The organism is uncultured Veillonella sp. (assembly GCF_934190855.1).
GTDB lineage: Bacteria > Bacillota > Negativicutes > Veillonellales > Veillonellaceae > Veillonella.
Genome location: NZ_CAKPTN010000017.1, coordinates 1 through 18,139 on the forward strand (window position 1 = coordinate 1; position 18,139 = coordinate 18,139).

The window sequence follows — 18,139 nt, forward strand, 5'->3', positions numbered from 1 at the left end:
TATTTATACTGTAGAGTTCCATGATGCACAAAATAAACCTGTATCCATCGTATTGGATGCTAAAACAGGTATGGCAGTCAAATAAGCTAATCTATACCCTATGCTACTGTAAAGCAAACCCCTTAAATACACGAACACTAAACACACATACTATACACACAATACACACACAATACACACAAAACCCTTATACACAATAAACAATTACACACAGCCCCCTGGATTGGATAGACAAACATTGACTCTCTCCTATGCCGTCTGTCGTTCAGGGGGCCCCTTATGAATTGTGGTTCCCTCCCAATCATAAGATTATATACTTGGTATATAATACTCTCTCTCACAATAAGAACGTAACTGCTTTACAGTACGCTAGGTATAGGGGAGCAGGAAAGCCCGTAATGCATGTAGACCGCTGCATGTACTACGGGCTTTTTTCGTATCCATAGAGAATTAATAAAAGCGCAGATAGTTGATATAGTGCCCTTTGCTGGATAAGTTGTAAAGGGGGAATATATCAAATCTGCGCTTTTACAATAGCTATATTTTTTTTTAGCAATTATATTAAATATATTGTCGAGGTACACGTTCAGAGAAACCACAGAAGATTTCATAAGGAATCGTAGACGCAAGGGCGGCAATCTCTAGGGCAGAGATGCTTTCATGACCTTGGGAACCTAAGAGCACAACCTTATCACCAGGTTGTACAGTAATTGTATCAGGCACGGCCACCATGAATTGGTCCATACAGATGCGGCCCACTACAGGACAACGTGTGCCATGGATAAGGACGGTACCGCGATTAGATAGGCTGCGTGGATAGCCATCGGCATAGCCTACAGGGATGGTTGCAATCGTCATAGGTTCTGGTGTTACATAGGTAGATCCATAGCCGATACCTTCGCCAGCTTCCAAGTGCTGTACATGTACTACTTCGCTATGGAAGGAGAGGACTGGTTTTAAACCTAATCGATTTGGCACATCAAGGGATGGCATGATGCCGTATTGAATAATACCAGGACGGGCATCGGTAAATAAGCTATCTTTTACGGACAATAACCCAGCGCTATTGGCAAGGGAGAAGCGATAGTCCGCATCAGGTCTAAAGGCACGGATTTCATCGACCATTTTATGGAACTTTTGCGCCTGCCCATGAGCGTGGCTTTGATCGGCTGCATCGGCGTTACTCATATGAGAAAAGAAACCGTCTACTTCAAGGTTTTCGTAGGACTCTATGCGTTTGATAAACTCTACAGCATCCTCTGGTTTGATACCGATACGATGCATGCCTGTATCAACTGCTACGGCAACGCGAATAATCATATCGTGGTTGTCGGCCACTTTATCGAGAGCGTCTAAATCGGTAGATTCACAGACAGCAGGGATGGAATTCGTATCTGCTACGAGCTCAAAGGACTGAGGTCTTGTGAGGCCTAATAGATAAATTGGCACCATAATACCTGCATTGCGAAGAGGTACAGACTCCTCTGGAATGGCAACTGCCAAGGATTCGTAACCTTCCTCAACGGCAATACGGCCCATCATAACGCTGCCGTGTCCATAGCCATTGGCCTTGATAACAGCGGTAGATGTGCTCCATTCCGGTAAACTATCTTTAATTTTGCGCAAGTTCTCGCGAACGAGACTTGTATTTATGGTCAAATAGGTGGGTCTCATGGTATTCCTCAATTCTATATAACATTACTTTAATTTTATACCTTTTGGGGAATTACACAATACTTTTGTGAAAGTTTTATACAGAAATTCTGTTTTTTATGATTTTTATACATATATTATATACAATAAACGTGAAAGTATACTAATTGATATGGGTTGTGATGATATTAATAGTATAAATTTATATAAATAATAGTATAATTTATGTTGAAGTATATTATATGCAATATAACATAGATGTAGGAGGTTCTCATGAGCGAACGTGTAGTAGTAGTAAACGCAGGTAAAATGAATTATGACCATGCATTAGATTTCTCCATATTATCTAATGATGTACAGGTCTATGATAATAGTACAAATGAAGAGCTTATTGAACGCATTCAAGGGGCTCGTGTTGTAGTTACAAAGGAGTTGCCAGTAGGGGCTGACTTGCTTTCACAATTTCCAGATACTGTAGAGCTCATTGTAGAAGCGGGTACAGGCTACAATAATATCGACCTCAACGCTGCAAAGGAGAGAGGTATCACTGTGTGCAATATTCCAGCGTACAGCACAGAACGTGTAGCACATACGGTAATTATGATGATCCTCAATTTTGCGTCCACAATGCAACAACAAATCGGCATGCTTGCTAAAGGTGATCGCAGTAATTTCACAAAGCATTTACAAGTGAACCATACCGAAGTAAATGGTAAAACATTAGGTGTTGTCGGTGCTGGTCACATTGGTATGGAAGTTATCAAAGTGGCAAAAGCACTAGGTATGAATATCTTAATCCATACGCGTACACCAAAGGCTGATGGCGACGGTGTTCGTTATGTAAGCCTTGATGAATTACTCGCAAATAGTGATTATATTACATTGCATTGCCCATTGAATGACCAAACTAAGCACATGATTAATAAAGAAACCATTGCTAAGATGAAGCCAAATGCAGTTATTGTCAATACAGGTCGTGGTCCTCTTATTAATGAAGCTGACCTTTGTGAAGCATTAGCAGCTAAACGCATTGCAGGTGCAGGCCTTGATGTACAAGAGGTAGAACCTCCAGCAGAGGATAGCCCTCTATATACATTAGATAATGTTATCATTACTCCGCACATGGGGTGGAAGGGGCTTGAAACACGCCAACGCTTAGTAGGCATCATTCGTGACAATGTACAAGCCTTCTTTAAAGGTGAACCTATTAACGTAGTATCTAAATAAATACAATAAGAGCCGTCCCCGGTTGTGTGGGGGCGGCTCTATTGTTTTAGGGCTATCATAGATCAAGTCTTGGTATATATATGTATATATATCAAGGGAGGTAGTTATCCTCAAACTTGATTATGATTGATGTTGTGTTTTGATGGGACTCCACCAATGGCGTCGATAGGCCTTGATGCCTTCCACCACGGTTCTTGTCGCTTTAGCCGCTATATCTTTTGATGCGGCTGGTATGCCCTCTAGGCGATAGGTAAGACCTAACTCCTTATATTTAGCAGTACCCATAACGTGATATGGCAAGCAATCAACGGCTTGTAAGTTATTCAGGGATCCTAGGAAAAAGCCTAGACGATAGTGATGATCTGCATTATCTGTGATGGTAGGGACTACAACGTGACGAACCCAAATAGGAACTTCTACGTCTGCCGTTAATCTAGCAAATCCGAGAATGGGCTCTAACGGTTTGCCTGTTAACCACAGATGTTTATCAGAATCGATTTCTTTAAGGTCTAGGATGACGAGACTAGTGACACTGAGTAGCTTACGGTAGGCCACCTCTTGGTGGGGATCAAAACAAATTCCACTTGTATCTAAACAGGTATGGACGTTTCTTTCACGGAAATATGTGAAAAGCTCAGTAACAAAGTCGATTTGCATAAGAGCTTCCCCACCTGTGACGGTGATACCACCATTAGTATAAAATTGGCGGTTACGTTCGTACTGGTCCCACAATTCCTCGACGGTCATGAACTTAGCATCATCGCTAGTTTCATTCCATGTGTCAGGATTGTGGCAATAAGCACAACGCATGGGGCATCCTTGGAGAAAAACCACCATGCGCATGCCTGGACCATCAACCGTACCCATCGTTTCGACCGAATGAATACGTCCTGTCATAGGTAACCTCGATTAGATTTGTTGATGGAATGTACGAGAAATAACTTCGTCCTGTTGTGCTTTAGTCAATTTGCTGAAGTGCACTGCGTAACCAGACACACGAACAGTCAATTGAGGGTACAACTCAGGATGTTTTTGAGCGTCTAACAATGTTTCGCGAGTGAACACGTTAACGTTCAAATGATGACCGCCTTTTTGGGAGTAGCCATCTAATAACTCTACCAAGTTATCAATTTGTTGTTGGTTGCTCATTGGTATTGCCTCCTTTCAACCAGGACTAACACTCATATCGGTGCCGGTGAAAGCATTCCGATACTATGGAAGATATTATTTATCTTCCTTTATAGTAACATTCGGTTCACTGCAAGCGAAGTTTGTATTAGAGTTAGGCAATTGAGATGGATCTAACTCAATATCAAAATCGCTGAGGGACACAAATGTTTCACCAGATTTACCTAATGCGTCAGGAATGATAGAGAAGGTATTGGAAATACCATCAGAGCTATCACGCCATGGCATTTTTGCTACGGATGCCAACGAAGAAATAGCACCGTGTGTATCACGACCATGCATTGGGTTAGCACCAGGAGCGAAAGCTTCACCAGCTTTACGGCCGTCTGGAGTAGAACCTGTTGCAGTACCATATACTACGTTGGAAGTAATTGTTAACAAGCTCATAGTAGGAACAGATTGACGGTATGTAGGATGTTTACGAATCTTGTTCATAAATGTAGAAACAACTTTTGCTGCCAAGCTATCTACACGATCGTCATCGTTACCATATTTAGGGAAGTCACCTTCAATTTCGAAATCAACAGCAATGCCGTTTTCGTCACGAATAGGTTTTACTTTAGCGTATTTAATAGCGGACAAGGAGTCAGCTACTACGGATAAACCAGCGATACCAGTTGCAAACCAACGAGTTACCTTGCGGTCATGCAATGCCATTTCTAGTTTTTCATAAGCATATTTATCGTGCATGTAGTGAATGATGTTCAATGCGTTTACATATACGCCTGCCAACCATTCCATCATGTCGTCGAATTTTTCCCATACTTCGTCGAATTCTAAGTATTCGGACGTGATAGGGCGGTATTTAGGACCAATTTGTTTTTTCAATTTTTCGTCAACGCCGCCATTGATTGCGTAAAGCAAGCATTTAGCCAAGTTGGAACGAGCGCCGAAGAATTGCATTTCTTTACCAATACGCATTGGGGATACGCAACATGCGATAGCGTAGTCATCACCAGAGTTAGGACGCATTAAGTCGTCATTTTCGTATTGGATGGAAGATGTTTCAATGGATAATTTCGCACAGAAGCGGCGGAAGCCAATAGGCATGCGAGGGGACCATAATACAGTGAGGTTTGGTTCTGGAGCAGGGCCAAGATTAGTCAATGTATGCAAATAACGGAAGGACATCTTGGAAACCAAAGTACGGCCGTCAGTACCCATACCACCGATGGATTCTGTAGTCCATACAGGATCGCCTGTGAACAAGTTATTGTATTCGTGGATACGCGCGAAACGAACCATACGCAATTTCATAATGAAATGATCTACGAATTCTTGGATTTGTTCTTCTGTATATGTGCCATTGCGGAGGTCGCGTTCCGCGTAGATATCTAGGAATGTAGAGTTACGGCCGATGGACATAGCAGCACCGTTTTGCTCTTTAATCGCGCCAAGGTAGCCGAAGTAAATCCATTGCATAGCTTCTTTAACGTCTTTAGCTGGTCCAGAAATATCGTAACCATAAGACGCAGCCATTTCTTTCAATTCCTTCAAGGAACGAATTTGCTCTTGGATTTCTTCACGATCGCGAATTACTTCTTCCAGCATATCACCCATTGTAATGCTGAATTGTTCTTTTTTGTCTTCGATAAGGTAATCAACACCATACAAAGCGATACGGCGATAGTCACCGATGATGCGGCCACGGCTGTAAGCATCAGGCAAACCAGTTACGATATGAGCTGTACGAGCGGCACGCATTTCTGGTGTATATACATCAAATACGCCGTCGTTGTGAGTTTTGCGGTGTTTTTTGAAGAAGTCTTCTGTTTGCGGATCCATTTTGAAGCCGTATTCTTCAATAGCGGATTTTGCAGTACGCAAGCCACCATAAGGGAACATTGCGCGTTTTAAAGGTTTGTCAGTTTGCAAACCAACGATCGTTTCAAGGTCTTTGTCGATATATCCTGGCGCATGGGCAGTAATGTGTGTGGCCACGGAAGTATCAGCATCGAGCATGCCGCCTTTTTCACGTTCTTCTTCATAAAGCTTCATTACTTGGTCCCATAATTTTGTCGTTCTTTCTGTAGGACCAGCAAGGAAGGAATCGTCCCCTTCATAGGGGATATAGTTTCTTTGAATAAAGTCGCGTACATCAACGGCTTTATCCCACACACCTGTGTTAAAATCTTTCCATGCAGTATGTTGCATTTTGCACCTCCATAAAAGGATATAACTATAGATTTCTATGCCTATAGTGTACAATGTTTGTCCGGATTTAACAAATTTTAGATGATATATATTTTCAATACATGCTATGCAATTTTCGTAAGTATAGGAATTATTTATAATGAAGAAACTATTATAAATTGCTGACAAATATAGTATTTATAAATGTTTAGATTGGTTGATGAAAGTGTAAAAATAAGAGTTTTAGTTTATAGTGTTATTGTTAAGTAATGAAAATTTATATCAATAAATGGATGATTTTCGATATAGAGTGATTTTAAGTATTGTAGATTTAGGATTGTAGTATGGTAATATTTAGATAGTGTATATTTTCTTCGAAGTAGATCAGAAGGTTGTAGTAAGAGATAGTAGTGAAAGGTGGATGCTAATGACAAATCGAATGAAAGCTATTTTAGGTGCATCTGCCACGATTGCTGTATGGGCTACGGCATTTCCGTTTGGTAAACTTGCATTACAATCGGTAGATGCATTGACACTCTCTGTAGCAAGAGTTGTAGGCGGTGCTATACTTATGCTGATTATTGGTGTGTTCAAAGGGTTACATATCCCTACATCTTGGCGTGAGTGGGGCATATATATTTTATTAGGTGCTACAGGGAACTTTGTTTATCAAGTCGTTTTTAATGAAGGCCTTCGCACAATTCCTGCAGCTACGTCGAGTATTATAATGGCTTTGACGCCCCTAACGACTGCACTCTTAGCGTTAGTTGTTTATAAAGATAGAATTCGCCCCATCGGATGGATCTTTACCATAACTGCATTTATAGGTGTAGCTATTATTATTCTTTGGAATTCTACCCTTACAATTCCTATGGGTGCATTGTGGACTTTATTAGGCATGATATTATTTGCAATTTATAACATCCTTAATCGTGGCCTTAGTCTGAAAGGGTATAACTCTATTACTATAGCCATGTGGTCCATGTTTACCGGTGCTATCATGGCATTACCATTTGCAGATCATGCTATTGATATGATTGTACAGGCACCTCTTAGTGCACAACTTGCCATGGTATATCTAGCGTTCTTTTCTAGTGCACTAGGATTTGTATTCTGGAGCTATGCTTTTGAACATGCAGAAAAGGTGTCTGATGTAACGAATTTTATGTATATCTCGCCAATTGTAGCGGCTATAGTAGCAGCATTCTTATTAGGGGAATATCCTAATATGGGACTCTATATTGGGGCGCCAATTATACTAGGATCGTTGTTCTTATTTAATCGATATAGATAAGTTAATAATAAAAGAACCTCAACGGTTTAAATCGTTGAGGTTTTTTATTGTTTGACAGTCTTTATAAATTGTAGTAATCTAAATACATAATTAAAACATACCTTAAAGATATGCTTTAAACAAAAATTAATTCCTACTTAATTATTGGGAAAGAGGCGGTACAGTGATTGCTATACGAAATGTAACGAAAGAGTTTGACGTTAATAAGCAAAAGGTTACTGCATTATCTGATGTAAACTTTACCATAGAAAAAGGTGATATATTTGGCATTATTGGCTTTAGTGGCGCAGGTAAATCTACACTGCTTCGCATGATTAATGCCTTAGAGGTACCTACCTCTGGTCATGTTGAAATAGATGGTGTGAATATCAATGGCTTAAGTTTTAACGAGCTTAGAAAGGTGCGTAAGCGCATTGGCATGGTATTTCAACAGTTTAATTTATTGAATGCTAAATCTGTGTATGATAATGTGGCAATTCCATTAATTCTAAATAAAGTTCCTAAATCAGAGGTTGATAATAAGGTTAAAACCTTGTTAGACTTTGTTGATTTAGGGGATAAAGCAAATGCCTATCCTGGAGAATTATCAGGTGGTCAAAAGCAACGTGTTGGTATTGCCCGTGCGTTGGCTACAGATCCATCAATTTTACTTTGCGATGAAGCGACAAGTGCTCTTGATCCAGATACGACAGAGTCTATTCTTCAGCTATTAGACCGTGTTAATCGTGAGTTAGGGGTAACAGTAGTTATCGTAACTCATGAGATTGATGTGATTCAGAAAATCTGTAATCGTGTTGCAGTAATGGAACATGGGAAACTCATAGAGACTGGTTCTGTGCTTGAGGTATTTAGTAAACCTAAACATGAAACAACAAAACGATTTGTTAGGACCGTTATTCCTGATGAAATTCCATCAACAGTGAAACATACCTTGGCTTGTGATAAAAGGCCATATACAATTCTTAAGATGCATTTCTTAGGAAATAATACGACTGATAATGTGCTATATCATATTAATAAAACCTTTGATTTAGAAACAAGTGTATTATTTGCTACCGTAACAGAGCTAGAGCATACAGTACTTGGTATTTTTATTGTTCAGTTTATTGGCGACAATCTTGAGGTAGGCAAGGTAAAAGAGTATCTTGTAACACAAGGTATTGAATGGCAGGAGGTGACATTATAATGGACTTCTTTATGCAAGAACTTGGTGTGCCAGGTTCGCAGTTATTACTAGCTGCAGAACAGACATTATACATGGTGTTCCTATCTCTATTCATCGGCACCATACTAGGGCTGATTATCGCAGTTACACTAGTGGTAACAAATCCTAATGGTATTGTTAAAAACAGCATTGTTTACACCATTACAAATACAATTGTTAATATTGTGCGTTCCGTCCCATTTATCATCTTGATGGTGTTTATCTTACCGTTGACTAAGATGATTGTTGGTACTCGTGTGGGTACAACGGCGGCTATCGTACCGCTTGTTATATTCATTGCGCCGTATCTGGCTCGACTCTTTGAAAACTCTATTTTAGAGGTTAATAAAGGCATTATCGAGGCTGCGCAATCGATGGGCGCCTCTCATTTTGAAGTGATTTGGCACTTCCTTTTACCTGAAGCAAAGGGTTCACTTATTTTATCTATTACGACTGGTACCATCGGTCTTATCGGTGCTACGGCTATGGCTGGTGCCATTGGTGCAGGTGGTGTAGGCGATTTGGCTCTCACCTATGGTTATGAGCGGTTGAACTTCCCATTGATGTTATTTACCGTTGTTATTTTAATTATTTTTGTTCAAATTATTCAAACAATAGGTAACTACTTTGCACGTCGTGCGCGTCGTTCCTAATTTGATGAAATAGATTTTAGTTATATTGATTGTAAAAGTATAGGAGAATGTACTATGAAATTTAAAAAACTTCTTGCCCTTGGTGCGGCATTAGTATTTAGCGTAGCTTTTATCGCAGGCTGCGGTTCCAATAATAGCGATAATGGTGCTAAAAAGGAATTATCCTATAGTAAATCTCAGGGCCCTTACTCTGAACTATTTGAAAAAGGTGTAAAACCAATTTTGGAAAAACAAGGCTATATCTTTAAAGGTGTAGATATGTCTGATTTGGTACAAGCAGACCAAGTGTTGAGCGATGGTGAAGTAGATTTTAACGTTGAACAACATACAGCATACATGAAAAACTTTAATGAAAAACAAAAAGGGCATCTTGTAGCGTTAACTCCAATTCCAACTGTACCAGCAGGTATCTTTAGTGGTTCTAAAACATCTTTAGACCAAGTGGCAGATGGTGATACTATTGCAGTACCAAATGATGCATCTAACATGGCTCGTGCCTATGCGTTATTGCAAAAAATCGGTTGGATTAAACTTGATCCAAATAAAGACTTAGCAACAGTAACACAAGCAGATATCATTGAAAATCCTAAACATCTCAAATTTACAGAAATGAAATCCCTTACAATTCCTTCTGTACGCACTGATTTTGATTACATTGTTATTACTGGTGCCATCATCTATAATGCAAAAATTGATCCAAAATCAGCGTTGGCTAACGAAGATGTATTGCCACAATGGTTATTACAAGTAGTAGTTAACGAGAAAAATAAAGATGCACAATGGGCAAAAGACCTTGTAGCAGCTTACCACTCTCAAGAATTTAAAGACTACATGGAGAAAAATAATAATGGTCTATGGTTTGTACCAAAAGGTGAATAGAATATAGATAATGTGCTATATAGGCACGAATAACTATATAGGCATAAATAAAAGGAACTCCTAATAAGTTTTTACTTATTAGGGGTTCCTTTGTGTATATGGCATACTATGAGGATATTATTGACTGATACAAATAGGGTATTATCTTTTGTAGATTACCTTAGACGCTCATGCCTGCAGCATAGTTTTCATAGAGTTCTTTATAGTGACCACCGCGTTCAATCAGTTTGTGATGCGTCCCTTGTTCCACAATGGTGCCGTTTTCTACTACGAGTAGGAAGTCAGCATTTTTGATTGTAGACAAGCGATGGGCGATTACGATGCTTGTACGACCTTTGAGGAGGGTATTCATCGCTTTTTGAACCTCCACCTCGGTTCGAGTGTCGACGTTAGCCGTTGCTTCGTCAAGGATAAGAATACTAGGGTCCGCTAAGAATGCGCGAGCGATAGTAATCAATTGGCGTTGACCTTGGGATAGATCATCACCACCTTGTTTGAGAACTGTATCATAGCCATCTGGTAAGGTACGGATAAAGTGATCTGCCATAGCTAGCCTTGCAACATATTCAATTTCTTCTCGTGTTGCATTTGGTTTACCGTAGCCGATGTTATCCGCAATGGTGCCTGTGAAAATCCAAGCATCTTGTAATACCATGCCTACCGTATTATGTAAGCTTTCACGAGATATGTCACGAATGTCGACACCATCAATGGTAATACGGCCTTTCATAATATCATAAAAGCGCATGATAAGGTTTACCAAGGTTGATTTACCAGCTCCCGTAGGGCCTACAATGGCCACCATGGAGCCGCCAGGAATATGGATGTTGATATCCTTCATAAACACATTGGATGGGGTATAGCCAAAATCAACATGTTCAAAATCGATAGTGCCTGTATGTGTTGTTGTATCGCCTAATGCTTTGGTGCCCTTATCAATTTCAGCTGGTGTATCTATAACCTCATAAATACGGCCTAAAGCGGCAGCCGTTTCTTGGAATTTTGTCATAATGTAGGAACTGCGAGAGAGTGGATCTGAAACTTGTCCTACATAGAGGAAGAAGGCTTGGATATCGCCGATAGAAATAGAGCCTCGTAATACCATGAGGCCCCCTTGAATAGCAACGAGGCAATAGGTGAATTGATTTAGAAACTTTACAAGAGGTTCAACGAGTTGACTCGTAAACGCAGCGCTTCTCATACTTTTAAATAGATTCTCGTTCAGTATCTGTACTTGATTTGTCGTAGTATCTTCAAGGCCAAAGGTTTGGATAATCGGTTTTCCTACTACAATTTCCTCTATGCCACTGTTGAAAGCACCTAATGCGCTTTGGTTTTTGAGATAAACCCGACGAGCCCGTTTAGATAACCATGTTAAACATAGGATACCAATACATATAATGGCGATGATAGAGATGCCTAGCATCGGGCTTATCCAAATCATCATAGCCGTGGCACCTATAATACCGATAATGGCAGATACAAGGCCCGGTACGCCTTCACCTATAGTTTCAGCAACGGCATCTAAGTCAGAGGTGAGTCGGCTTAGTAAATCGCCTCGCTGGTGATCGTGAAAGTACTCTATAGGCAATGAGTATAGGTGGGTGCTCATGCGTGTGCGTAAAGCTAATACTGTTTTAGAACCAATAGAGGACATCATATACTCACCAAAGTAAGTAAATAGTGCATGTCCACTATAGAGTGCGATGAGCCAGAGAATAATCGTATCTACAGAGGCAATAATCGTATTAATATCTTGATCTGTTTTTAAACCGCTAACCATAGCATCTACAATTTTACCTAGTAAGACTGGAGCAGAGACCTCAAATGTAGCCGCTGTAATGAGAGCTAAGATGAGGAGCGCTAGCCATCCCCATTGGCTTTTAGATTCCATCAGGAAACGACGTAATGGGCTCATGCTGTCACCTCCTGAGATGCTAAAATCTGTTGATATACCGTAGAGGTAGTTGCCAGTTCATCATGTGTGCCATATCCTGCAACTTGACCACGGTTGATGATTAAAATATGGTCTGCTTTTTTAGCAGCACTTACCTTTTGCTCTACGGAAATGAGGGCAGGGCGGTTATCCTTTTGCAACTCCTCGTGTAATGCTGTACGAACTGCACGCTCTGTAGTGCCGTCGAGAGCGGAGAAGCTATCATCAAATATGAATAAATCTGGTTTGCGCACAAGAGCTCTCGCCATGGCTAGGCGTTGGCGCTGGCCTCCCGATAGATTAGTGCCACCTTGAGCAACCATATATTGGTACCCACCTTCAAGGCGACTTATAAATTCGTCTGCTCTTGAGAGGCGACATGCATTTTCTACATCTTGAGTGGTAATTTCTTGATTTGGTGCTGCACCATATCGCACATTCATCTCTACAGTGCCAGTGAATAAGTAAGCTCGTTGTGGCACATAGCCGATGCGGGCGCGTAAGTCATCTACATTCCATTCATAGATGGACTTTCCCTCAAATAAAATGTCTCCTGACTCGATAGAGAAGAGGCTAGGGATGAGGTTGGTGATTGTACTTTTACCAGATCCAATATCACCCATTATGGCTAAGGTTTCGCCGTGATGTACCACAAAAGAGATATTCTCTAGCGCAGGAGACTCCGCATTATCGTAACGGAACGTAACACTGCGGAACTCCAAAAGAGGTGTATCATCGTTTGCCGTTGCCGCAACGTTTTGGCTCTCTTTTTGATTAGTAGAATACTTTGTAGAGTGAGAATTTAAATTTGTAATGTTGCTATTATATGGTTCAGGGAAGGTATCGGTGTTTTCGTGTTCTAACAACTCACGAATACGAGAATAACATACAATAGCTTCAGGGATGTCGATGATGACGAATATGGCCATGAGCATACTCAATAGGATGAGGTTCGCATACTCGATAACGGCCATGATATCACCTACCTGCAGGGATCCCATGCTGACGTTGTAGCCACCGAGCCAGAGAATGGCAACGGTGCTCATATTAAATAGAATGAGTATAGTCGGTAAACCGATGGCAAAGGTTTGACGTAATTTTTTGTTGAGCTGTGCGGACTCTGTAAAAATAGCAATTTCTTTTTTGTTTTCATAGGTTCTTCTGTTGAAAGCTCTAATCACTGGCATACCTACGATGTGATCCCGAACCATATCGGTGATATCGTCTAGCTTTAATTGTATAGCCTTGATAAGTGGTAAGGCCCGGCTTTCAATAAAGATAATAGTAAGTATCATACAAGCCATTACGGCGAGGATGACGAGCCCTAGTTGCCAACTTTTGTAGAAGGTAAGACCGAGGCCAACACATATCATAATCGGCATAGGGAGAATCATATTTAATCCTTCTCCTAGGACCGACTGAATTTTTTCTACGTCCCGGCTTGTGCGCATCAATATGGTGCCAGTACCAAAGTGCGTAAAGTCTCGGAGTGAAAAATATTGTAATGCTTTCACTAGATCATCACGCAATACCTTGCCTACAGATGCTGAAATATGAGCACTCATAGCAACGCCTAGGATAGCGGATAGTACTGTTAGTAATGCCACAACAAGCATGTTCATGCTAGAGTTGCCAATCATCTCTAGATCGCCTTTGAGAACGCCGTCATTAATGATTGATGCCGTCAATGTTGGTATATATAATGTGCCCGCTACCGTGAGTAACGAAAGAAACGATACTATAACAGCAGGCAACCATAAAGGTTTTATATAATATATAAATGGTTTCATTGGAAGCCTCTTACTCTTAATAAATTAATAAATTTCGATATTTATATTATATTGTATAAAATTTAAATTATCTAGTGTGTTTAGTATTATGACTAAAGATATTACTAAAAGTTTATTATCAATTAATAAGTATTATGATTGAGTTTATATCATCTTATAAAAAATTCTGATATACTATATAAGCATTTTTTTGCATTTATTTTTTATATTTTGTTTTGAAGTAGTAAGGAGAGTTTCTAATGAAGTTGAATTGGAAATTATTCGCACCGCTTGTTGTAGCTATTCTTGTATGGCTCATCGGTGCTCCTGAAGGCCTTAGCGCAAATTCTTGGATTTACGTAAGTATTTTCGCTGGCCTCGTGGTAGGTTTGATTTTAGAACCAATGCCACCAGCTTTTATCGGTATCATTGCAGTTACCGTATCTATGTTGTTTAAAGTAGGTCCTGCCCCTGTTGTAGATAAAGCAACGGGTGTAGCAAAGGCGATTACTGATGCACAAGCTATCAGTTGGGGACTCAGTGGTTTCTCTAACGCCATCGTTTGGTTGATCTTTGCAGCCTTCATGATTGGTATTGGCTATGAAAACTCTGGTCTTGGCCGTCGTATTGCCTTGTTCTTGGTAGCAAAGCTTGGTAAGTCCTCTTTAGGTCTTGGTTATGCCATTGCTATTACTGACCTTGTGTTGGCTCCGTTTATTCCAAGTAATGCGGCTCGCTCTGGTGGTACGATTTACCCAATCGTATCTAGTATTTGTCCAATGTTCGATTCTTATCCAGATAAGAACCCTCGTAAAATTGGTTCCTATTTGAACTGGGTAGCATTGGCAACTACATGTGTATCTAGCTCTATTTTCTTGACTGGTGCAGCGCCAAACCCATTAGCCCTTGAATTGTCTGCTAAATCTGGTATCATAGCTGCTAACTGGGGCACATGGTTCCTAGCATTCTTGCCAGTAGGTCTCATCTTGTTTATCATCACACCACTATTGACCTATGTATTCTGCAAACCAGAGGTGAAAGGTTCCCCTGAAATTGCAGCATGGGCAAAGGATGAGTACAAGAAGTTAGGCTCTATGACACGTAGTGAAATCTTCATGGCCTTGATTTCTGTGTTGGCTCTTGTATTGTGGATTGGTGCTTCGACATTTAAAGTAAACCCAACTACAACAGCTTTAATTGTTATTATCTTGATGATTTTTACTAAGATTATGACATGGCAAGACTTCCTTGCTAACAAACCAGCATGGAACGTTTTGACTTGGTTCGCTACACTTGTACCTATGGCTTCTGGTCTTAAAAACGTAGGTTTCTTGGAATGGCTTGCTAAATCTGCAGGTGGTTCTTTAGTATCTTTAGATCCAACAATGGCCATTCTTGGTTTATTGTTAGCATTCTGCTTGCTTCGTTACTTCTTTGCTTCTGGCACTGCTTATGTAACAGCTATGGTAGGCTTGTTTGCTACTCTAATTCTTCAAATTCCTGGTGTTGATCCAGCTCAAGTTATGTTAATTCTATTAGTACCAATGGGTATTATGGGTATCCTTACACCATATGGTACAGGTCACAGTCCAATCTGGTTTGCTAGTGGCTACAACAAAGGTCCTGAATTCTGGAAATTAGGGGCTATCTTTGGTATTATTTACCTCGCAGTATTCATTGTGGTAGGTATTCCATGGATTCAGTTCGTAATGCCACTTTTAGGATAGGCTTTCCGCCGCCATATGTCTCTCTGCGCTCCATTCTGACGCAAGTCGCTAGACAGACATATGGCGGCTTTTTCTATCATAAAATGGCAAAACTCACTTCAGGAAAAGCAAGTTGAGCTTACAGAACACTTCGAGGGGCTTCCTTTATATTCGAAAATGGCATAAATCACTATGTGTTATAATAGCGCATATAGGTGTATTTATAGGCGTGAGGTATTATGTCTTTTTTTGAGCGGGTAGTACAGTCAGTTTTATATGAGATTGGTTGCATTTTAATCGGTTGGATCGTGATGCAGTTTGTTCCGCATGAGGGGCAGCCTCTGGTCTTGATGATTATCTTTTCCTTGTTGGCTATGGTTTGGAATTTTGTGTTTAACTGGATTTTTGATAAACTAGTACCAGGTGATCGATTAGCACGAGGCCCTTTAATTCGCACTATTCATGCTGTGTTATTTGAAGGCTTATTTATGCTTGCAACGGTACCGATCATCATGTACATGATGCAGATGACTTTTTGGATGGCCTTTGTCACTGATATAACGATGACATTGGCTATCTTGGGTTATACCTATATTTATAATTGGGTATATGATCGAGTACGCTTATTTTTTGTAAAAGCTTAGTTTTAAATATGTGAGGTAAGTACCTCTTGTAAAATCTATATCGTATAGTAGGAGGTTCTTATGTCTACAAAGTCTATTACGGGCACAGGTCTATTGTTGGCCGTAGCCTTATTGGCGCAAAGCTTGCGCCTCATTTTCCCATTTATTCCTAACCAGGTGAGTATGTTCCTCATTGGTTCTATTACGTCCGCAACCTTTGTACTTGCCACTTGGCGCTATGGTTGGAAAAATGGTCTTGTCATTGCTTGGATAGCACCAGTTGTGGCGCATTTACAAGGTATGTTACCGCTTCCACCGTTCATCTTGATTACGGCACTTGGTACCACAGCCTATGTATTCGTAGCTCATTGGTTACAACATAAACCAAAGGCTTTGCTCATTATTGTTGCTGCCTTGGTAAAAGCAGGCGTTCTTTTTGGTGGTTATTCTTTGTTCTTTTCACTGTTCCAATTCCCACCAAAGATTGTAAATACTATGTTGTTTGTATCTAGTTGGCCACAATTAGTAACATCTTCTTTGGGTATTATTTTGGCTCTACTTATTACAAAGCGTACTAAAAATTAGTCTAACTTAACTTAGAGTTATGACAACCCATTCAAAATAGATATGACTTTTTAGGGGCACTCAGGCTGTATGAGTGCCCATTTTTGTTGACCTTAATCATTGTCTACTTTTATAATTAACATATTGTATACAAATATGAGGAGTTGATTGGAATGAAATTTAATACAAAATGTGTTCACGGCAGTGGCAAGCCAGATAGTACTGGTGCAATTTCCCCTGCGATTTATATGTCTAGTACATTTTCTCATCCACAATTGGGTGATACAACAGGTTACCAATATACTCGTGAGTCTAATCCGACGCGCGACCGCTTGGAACAATTGATAGCAGGCCTTGAAGAAGGTACAGATGCATTGGCATTTTCCTCTGGTATGGCCGCAGTGGACGCAGTGTTCCATTTATTCTCCCCTGGAGACCACATCATCTTAGGTGATGACTTATATGGTGGTTCTATCCGTATGTTCACCAATATTTATGAGAAAAACGGCATAGAATTTACATATGTAGGTACTTCTGATCTTGATGCGGTGAAAGCTGCTTTTAAACCGAATACAAAGGCTGTTTATATTGAAACACCGACCAATCCTATGATGGAGATTACCGATATTCGTGCTCTTTGTGCATTGGCCCATGAGCGTAATGCACTAGTCATTATCGACAATACATTCTTGAGCCCATACTTTCAAAAACCTTTGACTTTGGGCGCAGATATTGTCGTTCATAGCGGTACAAAATTCATCGGTGGTCATCATGACGTTATTTCTGGTTTCACCATTGTAAATGATGATGAATTAGCTGCTAAATTGCGTTTAACATACAAAACTGTAGGTGCTTGTTTGTCCGCCATGGATAGTTGGCTCGTAATTCGCGGTGTCAAAACATTAGCTCTTCGTATGGAACAGCATCAAAAGAATGCCATTGCTCTTGCAGACTGGCTTAAAAAGCAACCAAAAGTAACAAAAGTATTATTCCCAGGTCTTCCTGACCATCCGGGCTATGAAATCAATAAAGCTCAAACGACTGGCTTTGGTGGCATGTTATCCTTTGAAGTAGATAGCGAAGAAACGGCTAAAACAGTATTGGAAGGCATTGAATTGATTCAATTTGCTGAAAGTCTTGGTGGTACAGAGTCCTTGTTGACATATCCTGTAACGCAAACTCATCCGGATTTAAAACCTGAAGATGCAGAACGTAAAGGTATTACGCGTCGCTTATTGCGTCTATCTGTAGGTATTGAAGACACAGATGATTTGATTGCAGACTTGGAACAAGCTTTCAATAAATAAAGG

At 40.2% G+C, this 18,139-nt stretch carries 15 protein-coding genes; 9 read left to right on the top strand and 6 right to left on the bottom strand.

Annotated features, from left to right (window positions below; all coding sequences use genetic code 11):
• Window positions 1-561 precede the first annotated feature (561 nt).
• Window positions 562-1,674 (bottom strand): alanine racemase, encoded by a 1,113-nt coding sequence (gene alr / locus Q0F90_RS02045; RefSeq protein ID WP_296002878.1) that lies wholly within the window; start codon window positions 1,672-1,674, stop codon window positions 562-564.
• A 252-nt stretch (window positions 1,675-1,926) separates the two neighbouring features.
• Here alr and Q0F90_RS02050 point away from each other — a divergent pair, with 252 nt between their 5' ends.
• On the top strand, window positions 1,927-2,880 hold the full coding sequence (locus Q0F90_RS02050) for a 2-hydroxyacid dehydrogenase (protein ID WP_296002881.1): 954 nt from the start codon (window positions 1,927-1,929) through the stop codon (window positions 2,878-2,880).
• 120 nt (window positions 2,881-3,000) lie between these two features.
• Here the strand turns inward: Q0F90_RS02050 and pflA are convergent, their stop codons facing one another.
• The 3 genes from pflA to pflB form a co-directional block, all read right to left on the bottom strand.
• Window positions 3,001-3,777, bottom strand: coding sequence for a pyruvate formate-lyase-activating protein (gene pflA, locus Q0F90_RS02055; RefSeq protein WP_296002884.1), 777 nt, complete (start codon window positions 3,775-3,777; stop codon window positions 3,001-3,003).
• 12 nt (window positions 3,778-3,789) lie between these two features.
• Complete coding sequence (gene grcA3 / locus Q0F90_RS02060) at window positions 3,790-4,029, bottom strand: autonomous glycyl radical cofactor GrcA3 (protein WP_005387698.1); 240 nt, start codon at window positions 4,027-4,029, stop codon at window positions 3,790-3,792.
• Window positions 4,030-4,104: 75 nt separating this feature from the next.
• Window positions 4,105-6,222: a formate C-acetyltransferase gene (pflB, locus tag Q0F90_RS02065; protein ID WP_296002887.1), complete on the bottom strand. Its 2,118-nt coding sequence runs from the start codon at window positions 6,220-6,222 to the stop codon at window positions 4,105-4,107.
• Window positions 6,223-6,628: 406 nt separating this feature from the next.
• Between pflB and Q0F90_RS02070 the strand changes: the two genes are divergently transcribed.
• From Q0F90_RS02070 to Q0F90_RS02085, 4 genes are all read left to right on the top strand, one after another.
• The gene (locus Q0F90_RS02070) at window positions 6,629-7,495 is read left to right on the top strand and encodes a DMT family transporter (RefSeq protein ID WP_296002890.1); all 867 of its coding nucleotides are present in this window, start codon (window positions 6,629-6,631) and stop codon (window positions 7,493-7,495) included.
• A 163-nt stretch (window positions 7,496-7,658) separates the two neighbouring features.
• Entirely contained in the window at window positions 7,659-8,681 is a 1,023-nt protein-coding gene (locus Q0F90_RS02075) for a methionine ABC transporter ATP-binding protein (protein WP_296002892.1), read from the top strand.
• Entirely contained in the window at window positions 8,681-9,352 is a 672-nt protein-coding gene (locus Q0F90_RS02080) for a methionine ABC transporter permease (RefSeq protein WP_105090110.1), read from the top strand. The genes Q0F90_RS02075 and Q0F90_RS02080 overlap by 1 nt, the downstream gene beginning before the upstream one ends.
• Window positions 9,353-9,406: 54 nt before the next feature.
• Window positions 9,407-10,231, top strand: coding sequence for a MetQ/NlpA family ABC transporter substrate-binding protein (locus Q0F90_RS02085; RefSeq protein WP_296002897.1), 825 nt, complete (start codon window positions 9,407-9,409; stop codon window positions 10,229-10,231).
• A 160-nt stretch (window positions 10,232-10,391) separates the two neighbouring features.
• On the opposite strand, the gene Q0F90_RS02090 is transcribed toward Q0F90_RS02085, so the two are convergent.
• Window positions 10,392-12,149 (bottom strand): ABC transporter ATP-binding protein, encoded by a 1,758-nt coding sequence (locus Q0F90_RS02090; protein WP_296002900.1) that lies wholly within the window; start codon window positions 12,147-12,149, stop codon window positions 10,392-10,394.
• Window positions 12,146-13,957 (bottom strand): ABC transporter ATP-binding protein, encoded by a 1,812-nt coding sequence (locus Q0F90_RS02095; protein ID WP_296002903.1) that lies wholly within the window; start codon window positions 13,955-13,957, stop codon window positions 12,146-12,148. Before Q0F90_RS02095 ends, Q0F90_RS02090 begins: the two co-directional genes overlap by 4 nt.
• Before the next feature lie 239 nt (window positions 13,958-14,196).
• Here Q0F90_RS02095 and Q0F90_RS02100 point away from each other — a divergent pair, with 239 nt between their 5' ends.
• The 4 genes from Q0F90_RS02100 to Q0F90_RS02115 all read left to right on the top strand — a co-directional run bounded on the left by Q0F90_RS02100 (window position 14,197) and on the right by Q0F90_RS02115 (window position 18,136).
• Window positions 14,197-15,663, top strand: coding sequence for a DASS family sodium-coupled anion symporter (locus Q0F90_RS02100; protein ID WP_296002905.1), 1,467 nt, complete (start codon window positions 14,197-14,199; stop codon window positions 15,661-15,663).
• Between the two features lie 218 nt (window positions 15,664-15,881).
• Complete coding sequence (locus tag Q0F90_RS02105; RefSeq protein WP_296002906.1) at window positions 15,882-16,286, top strand: PACE efflux transporter; 405 nt, start codon at window positions 15,882-15,884, stop codon at window positions 16,284-16,286.
• Window positions 16,287-16,346: 60 nt separating this feature from the next.
• Window positions 16,347-16,850, top strand: a complete 504-nt coding sequence (locus Q0F90_RS02110; protein WP_021147700.1) for an ECF transporter S component — start codon at window positions 16,347-16,349, stop codon at window positions 16,848-16,850.
• A 152-nt stretch (window positions 16,851-17,002) separates the two neighbouring features.
• Window positions 17,003-18,136: a PLP-dependent aspartate aminotransferase family protein gene (locus tag Q0F90_RS02115; RefSeq protein WP_296002909.1), complete on the top strand. Its 1,134-nt coding sequence runs from the start codon at window positions 17,003-17,005 to the stop codon at window positions 18,134-18,136.
• The last annotated feature ends 3 nt before the right edge of the window (window positions 18,137-18,139 follow it).

Bases quoted from the DNA above. Each gene is read 5' to 3' on its own strand.
- alr (WP_296002878.1), bottom strand. From the start codon at position 1,674: ATGAGACCCACCTATTTGACCATAAATACAAGTCTCGTTCGCGAGAAC.
- Q0F90_RS02050 (WP_296002881.1), top strand. From the start codon at position 1,927: ATGAGCGAACGTGTAGTAGTAGTAAACGCAGGTAAAATGAATTATGAC.
- pflA (WP_296002884.1), bottom strand. From the start codon at position 3,777: ATGACAGGACGTATTCATTCGGTCGAAACGATGGGTACGGTTGATGGT.
- grcA3 (WP_005387698.1), bottom strand. From the start codon at position 4,029: ATGAGCAACCAACAACAAATTGATAACTTGGTAGAGTTATTAGATGGC.
- pflB (WP_296002887.1), bottom strand. From the start codon at position 6,222: ATGCAACATACTGCATGGAAAGATTTTAACACAGGTGTGTGGGATAAA.
- Q0F90_RS02070 (WP_296002890.1), top strand. From the start codon at position 6,629: ATGACAAATCGAATGAAAGCTATTTTAGGTGCATCTGCCACGATTGCT.
- Q0F90_RS02080 (WP_105090110.1), top strand. From the start codon at position 8,681: ATGGACTTCTTTATGCAAGAACTTGGTGTGCCAGGTTCGCAGTTATTA.
- Q0F90_RS02085 (WP_296002897.1), top strand. From the start codon at position 9,407: ATGAAATTTAAAAAACTTCTTGCCCTTGGTGCGGCATTAGTATTTAGC.
- Q0F90_RS02090 (WP_296002900.1), bottom strand. From the start codon at position 12,149: ATGAGCCCATTACGTCGTTTCCTGATGGAATCTAAAAGCCAATGGGGA.
- Q0F90_RS02095 (WP_296002903.1), bottom strand. From the start codon at position 13,957: ATGAAACCATTTATATATTATATAAAACCTTTATGGTTGCCTGCTGTT.
- Q0F90_RS02100 (WP_296002905.1), top strand. From the start codon at position 14,197: ATGAAGTTGAATTGGAAATTATTCGCACCGCTTGTTGTAGCTATTCTT.
- Q0F90_RS02105 (WP_296002906.1), top strand. From the start codon at position 15,882: ATGTCTTTTTTTGAGCGGGTAGTACAGTCAGTTTTATATGAGATTGGT.
- Q0F90_RS02110 (WP_021147700.1), top strand. From the start codon at position 16,347: ATGTCTACAAAGTCTATTACGGGCACAGGTCTATTGTTGGCCGTAGCC.
- Q0F90_RS02115 (WP_296002909.1), top strand. From the start codon at position 17,003: ATGAAATTTAATACAAAATGTGTTCACGGCAGTGGCAAGCCAGATAGT.